General features: G+C 39.3%; 3 protein-coding genes. 1 reads left to right on the top strand and 2 read right to left on the bottom strand.

Annotation, left to right across the window (positions count from 1 at the left end):
* Positions 1-76 precede the first annotated feature (76 nt).
* On the top strand, positions 77-970 hold the full coding sequence (locus NEOC65_RS00550; RefSeq protein WP_213155374.1) for a hypothetical protein: 894 nt from the start codon (positions 77-79) through the stop codon (positions 968-970).
* Between the two features lie 160 nt (positions 971-1,130).
* Here the strand turns inward: NEOC65_RS00550 and NEOC65_RS00545 are convergent, their stop codons facing one another.
* Positions 1,131-2,084: an IS5 family transposase gene (locus NEOC65_RS00545; RefSeq protein ID WP_213155373.1), complete on the bottom strand. Its 954-nt coding sequence runs from the start codon at positions 2,082-2,084 to the stop codon at positions 1,131-1,133.
* A 750-nt stretch (positions 2,085-2,834) separates the two neighbouring features.
* Positions 2,835-3,173: F-box-like domain-containing protein (locus NEOC65_RS00540; RefSeq protein WP_213155372.1), on the bottom strand; the 339-nt coding region annotated here is incomplete at its 5' end.

Here is a 3,173-nt window from a genome sequence, read left to right as displayed (position 1 = left end):
GCTACAGAAATAGACGTAAAAGATTTGCCCTTCGCTTCAACTTAATTGCAGCAATCTATAACTGGGAATTAAATACGTGAGTTTCGAAAGAGGTCTATTTATCCAGATACCAGGATGGATGGAAAAAGAGAGCCCTCCATCATTACGTCCAAGTATAGAAGGGTACTTAGATGACTTAAAACCTCATCTAATAGATCTTCAATCTCAGGCTAATCAAAAAGAAGAAACTCTAGGCTTTTTATCATCTTTGAACTTTTATTTAGAAACCTTTCATACAATGGTAAAAGAGATAGTGATACAAGCGACTCCTCAACGCAACATGAGAATGGTGGAAAATATTCAGACAAGTCTAAGCTCTGCTGACAAAGTCATAGTTATTGCAGGAAAAAGTCATCTTTTCGGCCCTGATACTTTTTCCGAAAGAGAAAGTCTTTCTATCAAGGAAGGTATTCAAATTATGGAGGAAAGTTTGTCACAACAACAGACTTCCTATATAATCCTTAATGCCCCCTCTCCATTTGATACTAGTGCGGAAACAGAGGATCTTATTAAGCCTCAATCTATTCCTCCAGAATGGCTAGATGAACCTATAGTGCCCGAGAAAGGCAAGCTAAAGGAGCACGAGAAGGATAAACCCAAACCTCAACCCAGCAACGTTTCTGCTACATCTAGCCCTTCACTATCTCAGGTAGATGGAGACACGTCTTGGAAAGGAAAATTGCAGGCTAGCAAAGCTAAAGCTCTAGCAATAAGCAGCCAAGATGCAATCCGCCAAGCCTTAAAATTTAATATTGAAAAATTAAAAACGGTAAATACTAGAGAATCTCTTGCTTTACAGTTTAAAGGAAGTTTTAAGGCAATATGGGGGGAGATAATGAGGAAACATTCTATAGCAACGGAAGATGATGTTATATTGGCTGATCTCCTAACAATCACTGTAAAAAAATTGATTGAATTGAAAAGTATCTAAGCTTTTTAAGATGGGGAAAGGAGAAACTAAAGTAAACCTTTCTAATAACATTTTTATTTCACTCGTTTAGATTTTAGCAATCTAATATCTTTGAAAAAGGAACGCCTAAGAAGGGCCTTGTTGCGTAAATGACCTAATAGTTGGTCTGTTTAAAAGCTTATCAAGTTAGTACCCATTGTCCTGGGGGCATTCCAAGTGCTGTCATCTTGTTCATCGCCAAAGATTTAGCATATAATTCCGCCCGCTGATAGTCTAGCTTTCTAGAGCGAAAATCTCTTCCAAAGCTTCTTTTAAAGCAGTACATCGCCGTTTCAGCAAGCGATCTTCTATGATAGCCACTAAGCTTTTTCCAAAGCTGCCTAGCCTCATCATCTCCTCCCAAGCCTTGAATGACTTTTAAGTTATCATTTCTTTTTTTCATCCACGGTTTGTCCGTCTCTTGGCTTAGCCTTCCTCCTCTTCTTGGAGGCACTACAGGATCTATACCCCGAACATAAGACGATCGATAGAAAGCTTGTCTATCATAAGCACCATCTCCATAAGTGGTCTTTACGCTCTTTGGCAGCTTGAGGATCATTTGGCTCGCCACTAAATCATCGGCTTTATTGCTCAATGCCACTTCACTCAAAATAATCTCATGCGAGTCTGGGCAAACGCTTAAGTGAATCTTTCTCCAAGCCTTCCGCTTTGCTTTGCCATGCTGGCGCACTTTCCACTCTCCTTCGCCATAAACTTTCACTCCAGTGGAATCAAAGACTATGTCTGTCGGACGCTTATGGCTTAGCTTTGTAAGCTCTTGCCCAAGCTCTTTAGCACGCCTACAAATGCGGGTATAGCAAGGAACAGGCAATCCCAAAGCCAGCAAAGTAATCAGCGATGACACAAACCCTCGCACAGCACGGAGGGGTAAATGATAAACCGCTCTAATCATCAACACGCATAGGATAGCGTCAGCAGAGTAAATTCTTGGACGGCCCTTCTTCCCCGTGCTTTTATTTTCCCTCCATCCTTTAATGGTTTCATCCGAAAACCATAAGGTTATGCTTCCTCTTTGTTCTAAAACTTTGTTATACTCGGACCAGTTACGTATGCGGTAGTTAAGCTTTTTTTCCATAGCTTGCCTATATTTTTGTTGTTGCAAACTAATTTTATAGCTCTTATGTGTTAAAGAGCAATCTTATCACATACACTTCTTAGCATTTACGCAACAACGCCCCTAAGAAGTACAAAACATGTGGAAAGGAGGGGAGAAGATTAAGGATGAATTTTTTATATCTTTGTTTGTTTTTTTATATCCACAAGTTTAAAGGCTGCTTTACAAGCCCTTGGCATTTCTAGACTAATCGCGCCGCAATTGCTTTTAACTGTTTCCTTGGTATGTCCATTACTGCTCTATTACCTAAAAAGATGGCCTTTTAGATGAATGCTTCTTATAGCTAAGGTGCTCATCCACTTTTTTTCAGAGCATTTGCTCCAGCATTTTGCCAATGAGGCGCTAGGACATAAAATTTTTTGCCTAAGTTGCCAACATTTTTACGTTTAGCAGATTCAGAGTGTTAATTAAATTCCTGAAGAGATTGGCATAGTCTCTGCCTCTATGCGTATAAACTATTAGCTGTTGCCAAACTTCGGTTGCAGCTTGATTTACTTTTGAAGGTAAGATAAAAGGCTTACTTTCCTCCTCATTTATTAACACATTTTTTTGGCAGACTTACCAACCGCACGCACATTTCCTGGAGAAATGAAGCAACCTTGTTTCTTAAGCTCTTTACATACTTTTATTGCTCAGGAGCAGGCTTTTGAAAAGCAAAAATCAATACATTCTTTTCAATGAACTTATCTACTCTTTTTTATAGGGCTTTTTTTACGCGTTATCCTCTGGAAGGGCAGCTTCTCCACCTATTTCATTTGCCCAACCAAAAAATCTTAAAGCCTCATCGGTTTGAAGATCACCATGTTCCAAGGAGCTCAACAATTCATCCACTTTTCTCCAATCATGGTCAGCTTCAGATAGACGAAAATAGCTTTCTTTGTAAGTTTCAACCACAGGCTCAATAACTTTAAAATACCGTACATAAAGGCTTTTCCATAAAGTCTCCTCCTTTGCCAAATTTTTCCATTGATGGCATGTCAGTTCAACTTCAAGGAGATCGGAAGCTTGCAAAAAAGAAAAAATATGTAATAGCAACTCATCGGGAAGCTG

The organism is Neochlamydia sp. AcF65, from assembly GCF_018342435.1.
Lineage (GTDB): Bacteria > Chlamydiota > Chlamydiia > Chlamydiales > Parachlamydiaceae > Neochlamydia.
Note: the sequence above shows the minus strand (reverse complement) of the source record. Positions and strands in the feature narration are given on the sequence as shown.

Coding starts and splice junctions, on each gene's coding strand:
- NEOC65_RS00545 (WP_213155373.1), bottom strand. CDS start 2,084: ATGGAAAAAAAGCTTAACTACCGCATACGTAACTGGTCCGAGTATAAC.